This window comes from Dietzia sp. Cai40, assembly GCF_014145165.1.
GTDB classification, from domain to species: Bacteria; Actinomycetota; Actinomycetes; order Mycobacteriales; family Mycobacteriaceae; genus Dietzia; species Dietzia natronolimnaea.
The window spans coordinates 1-2,577 of sequence record NZ_JAALEB010000326.1; the positions used below are offsets into that span (position 1 = coordinate 1).

General features: G+C 72.0%; 3 protein-coding genes and 1 pseudogene. All 4 read right to left on the reverse strand.

Annotation, left to right across the window (positions count from 1 at the left end; all coding sequences use genetic code 11):
* On the reverse strand, positions 1–145 hold a 145-nt coding region (locus G6022_RS12505; protein ID WP_182691665.1), incomplete at its 3' end, for a laccase domain-containing protein.
* 5 nt (positions 146–150) lie between these two features.
* Positions 151–1,332, reverse strand: a complete 1,182-nt coding sequence (gene ftsZ / locus G6022_RS12510; RefSeq protein WP_107756220.1) for a cell division protein FtsZ — start codon at positions 1,330–1,332, stop codon at positions 151–153.
* Between the two features lie 183 nt (positions 1,333–1,515).
* Entirely contained in the window at positions 1,516–2,358 is an 843-nt protein-coding gene (locus G6022_RS12515) for an FtsQ-type POTRA domain-containing protein (RefSeq protein WP_182610677.1), read from the reverse strand.
* A 30-nt stretch (positions 2,359–2,388) separates the two neighbouring features.
* Positions 2,389–2,577 (reverse strand): annotated as a pseudogene (locus G6022_RS12520) (UDP-N-acetylmuramate--L-alanine ligase); the annotation flags it as partial.

Genomic DNA, 2,577 nt, shown 5'->3' on the forward strand with positions numbered 1-2,577 from the left:
CGAGGCGGGCCCGGTTGGCCGCCACCGCGGCCGGGGCGTCGCCGACGTGGTCACCGAGGTTGAACGAGTCGAAGTCCCCGGTGGAGACGCCTCCGCGGCGGGTGGTGATGATCCGGCGGACGCGCCCGGGGCCGTGGGTGGCCACGCCGGTCAGTGCCGCATGAAGGGGGGGACGTCGATGTCGTCGTCCTCGTCCCGGCGGCGCGATCCCTGGGTACCGGCGCCGGCCTGAGCCGACTCACGGCGCTCCTCGCGACGCCCGCCGTCGAGAGGGGTCGATCCGAGCCCGGAGGCACCGCCGGTGTCGCCGGAGGCGCCGGGGACCTCGTCGTCGTCGAGGTGGTGGCGGCCGCGCCGCGACTGACCCGCACCGGAGGACTGCCGGGAGCCGCCCTCGAACCCGGCGGCGATGACGGTCACCCGCACCTCGTCGCCGAGCGAGTCGTCGACGACGGTGCCGAAGATGATGTTGGCGTCGGGGTGCGCCTCCTCCTGGACGAGGGTCGCGGCCTCGTTGATCTCGAACAGGCCCAGGTCGCTGCCGCCGGCGATCGACATGAGTACGCCCTTGGCGCCCTCCATCGTGGTCTCCAGGAGCGGCGAGTTGATGGCGGCCTCCGCGGCCTTGTACGCCCGACCCTCGCCCCGCGAGGAGCCGATCCCCATGAGCGCGCTGCCGGCCCCGGACATGACGCCCTTGACGTCGGCGAAGTCGACGTTGATCACGCCGGGGGTGGTGATGAGGTCGGTGATCCCCTGGACGCCGTTGAGGAGGACCTCGTCGGCGGTCTTGAAGGCCTCCATCATGGACACGCCGGCGTCCCCGAGCTGGAGCAGGCGGTCGTTGGGGATCACGATCAGGGTGTCGCAGGCCTCGCGCAGGCCCTCGATCCCCGCCTCGGCCTGTCCCCCGCGACGCTTGCCCTCGAAGGAGAACGGGCGGGTCACGACGCCGACGGTGAGCGCGCCGAGCTTACGCGCGATGGCCGCGACGACCGGCGCGCCACCGGTGCCGGTACCGCCGCCCTCCCCGGCCGTGACGAAGACCATGTCCGCGCCCTTGAGGACCTCCTCGATCTCGTCCTTGTGGTCCTCCGCCGCCTTGCGCCCGACCTCCGGGTCGGCGCCGGCACCGAGGCCGCGGGTGAGTTCGCGACCGACGTCGAGCTTGACGTCGGCGTCGGACATGAGCAGAGCCTGCGCATCGGTGTTCACCGCGATGAACTCGACGCCCTTGAGGCCCTCGTCGATCATCCTGTTCACGGCGTTGACACCGCCGCCCCCGATTCCGACGACCTTGATGACTGCGAGGTAGTTGTGCGGTGAGCTCATCGAGGCCCGGCCTTCCTTTGGGGGTGTCGTGCTCGGTTGCATGCTGTCTCGACGAAAGACTCTCGCCTAACTCTCACCCTCTACTTGAGGGTTAAAGTTGCTGGTCAGAGGCGGTTTCCGCCGTCGGATCACACGGTAGGGGCACCGGCCCCGCACGTCCACGAGGCTCGCGGGCGTGTCGGTCTACCGTGAGGCCGGCAACGCCGGATTGGAGACGTTCCAGACCTGCCCGGGTTGCTCGAGGACCATCTGCAGGGCGACCGCCTTCTCGTGGTCGCGACCCGCGGCCCCCCACTCCACGGTGCGCCCGTCGACGAGGGTGAGGACGATCGACGCCGGACTCTCCACCTCGACGGACGCGATCTCCTGCCCCGCGGTCCCCCGGACCTCGGCGAAGACCGTCGACAGGTCCCGGACGATCCCGGGCAGGTCGGAGCGTGCGCCGTCCCCCACGGTGAGCTCGGGGGTTCCGGGAGGCGGGTCCCCCTGCCCGAAGTCGATGCCCTGCCCGTCCACCAGGTGCCGGGCGCCGTCGACCTCGACCACGACCAGGGCGGTGCGCTCGATCAGCTCGATCCGCAGGGTCGACGGGTAGTCCCGCGTGACCGTGACCTGGTCCACCCTCGGGATCCCCGCCACGCGGCGCGCCACCGCGTGGGTGTCCACCTGGAGCAGCGGGGTCCCGGGGGACACCGCCGCGCGCTCGGTCACCGCCTCCACGGGAATGGTCCGGGTCCCGACGACCCGGACCTCCCGGACGGAGAACACCGGCAGGAAGTACAGCGCGATGTATCCCACCAGGAGGACGACGAGCGCCACACCGAGCCCCACATAGATGCGGTTGGTGCGGCGACGTCGCCTGCGCAGCGTGGCCCGCACCGCGGGGTCGGAGTGACGCACCCGCTCGTCCGAGCTACGGACGGCCGCCGCGGCGAGTCTCCGGTCCGGGTCGTCCGAGGCCGCCTGGTCCAGCGGGTCCGTCGGATCCGCCGGGTCCGTCGGGTGGTCGCGTGGCTCGTCGGTCACCGCTGAGCCCCCTTCACGGCGTCGGCCTCGTCATGACCCCGTCCCGCTCCCCGCGGGCCCGGCGACGATCCTCGGGCCGAGCGTGGTGATGTCTCCGGCCCCGAGCGTGAAGACCACGTCGTCCGGCCGGATGATCCCGAGCACCGTGGACAGGGCGGTGTCGAGGTCGGGGACGTGGTGGGCCGGCGAGCTCACGTGGCGGGTGACGAGGCCGCCGTC

Bases quoted from the DNA above. Each gene is read 5' to 3' on its own strand.
- ftsZ (WP_107756220.1), bottom strand. From the start codon at position 1,332: ATGAGCTCACCGCACAACTACCTCGCAGTCATCAAGGTCGTCGGAATC.